Annotated in this window: 2 protein-coding genes; both read right to left on the reverse strand. The window is 44.1% G+C overall.

Annotated features, from left to right (window positions below; all coding sequences use genetic code 11):
- The coding region (locus tag F1735_RS33610; protein WP_167241348.1) for a hypothetical protein at positions 1-223 on the reverse strand (223 nt) is incomplete at its 3' end.
- 15 nt (positions 224-238) lie between these two features.
- Complete coding sequence (locus tag F1735_RS33615) at positions 239-727, reverse strand: hypothetical protein (RefSeq protein ID WP_167241350.1); 489 nt, start codon at positions 725-727, stop codon at positions 239-241.
- Positions 728-1335 lie beyond the last annotated feature (608 nt).

Below are 1335 nucleotides of genomic sequence, written 5' to 3' on the forward strand. Positions count from 1 at the left end.
TCGAATTTTTCCACATCGTGCCGTCGAAGCCGCTCCCCAAAATATCGCCGGATTCCAAATGTCTGATGACAGTAAATTCATTTGAGATAAACTCGGCCAAGACCGGGGTCATTTGATTTTCCAGCGCTTTCTTTAAAGGATCCCCTGTCAAATTATCTGCCAAATTACCAACATAAGCAGCATCAGCCAAAATTGTGTTGATGAAAACATCATGCATATTCATATATACTATCCTGTCTTAATTGACAACTTCAAATTCAGTAAAAAACGTACGATATTCTTCCGGCTGGCAAGCACTGGTAAATAAAAACGGGCCACTTCCCTCTTGGATGTAAAAATTTCTGACCAAAAATCCTCCATCTGTGTCGAATACCAAATACTTAAACATCACTGATTTATCACTTTCGTTAAGAAATTCCCAAAGTTCGCTTGTAATGGGCACCGCCTTCCCATCAATTTGCGTTTTTTCATGAGCAACAAATATGAGACGCGCGCCTCTTTTTTTCGCCATGTTCGGATCCTTATATATCACCTGTTTCTCACATAAATTTTTGAACTGTATCGCCCCAACGATTTCATCCGCGACCGGCAGTGGATAAGCAACTACAATGATAATCGTCGAAATTAACGCCTTGTACGGATGATCGACCCGCCACATGATACCTTTCACCACCCACCAGAGCACACCAAACCAGATCAGCAGCAATGCCAAAATATATAATCCCATAATTACATTATCCTTTTAAATTTCTGCACGTTGCTGCATATTTTCAAATTAACTTCTAATTGACAACTTCTTAATCAATGTAAAGGTCATTTTCCCTCTTTCGGGTAGCACACTCCGCTGAAGATTAACGGGCTGCCGCCGTCGTTGATCTGGATATATCTAGTCAAACGTCCCTGGCCTGTTCGGAATACGACATATCTAAGCATTACTGATTTATTGGTTTCATAGACGTACTCCCGAATTTCGCTTGTCATGGGAAGTGCCTTTCCGTCAATTTGCTCTTCTTCATGATCAACATATATATGACGCGCGCCCTTTTTTCTCCATCTCCCGATCCTTATAGATCATCTGGTTCTGGCATAGCCTTCTGAACAGTATCGCCCCAACAATCTCATCGGCGAGCGGCAGCGGATATACAGCAACAATGACAATCTTCAAAATCAACTTCTTTTACCGTTGACCGACCAGCCATGTGATACCTTGTAACCGTTCACGTCCCGGACGGAATCGGCGGCAGCGAGGGTGTGGCGACGCCCTTTCTGGCGGCGGCGATCACAGTGGCGATGTAGACCCAGGAGGAAACGGCCCGCTTGCGGCAAGTCTCGATG

This window comes from Massilia genomosp. 1 (assembly GCF_011682185.1).
Lineage (GTDB): Bacteria > Pseudomonadota > Gammaproteobacteria > Burkholderiales > Burkholderiaceae_D > Telluria_A > Telluria_A rubra.

Coding starts and splice junctions, on each gene's coding strand:
- F1735_RS33615 (WP_167241350.1), bottom strand. CDS start 727: ATGGGATTATATATTTTGGCATTGCTGCTGATCTGGTTTGGTGTGCTC.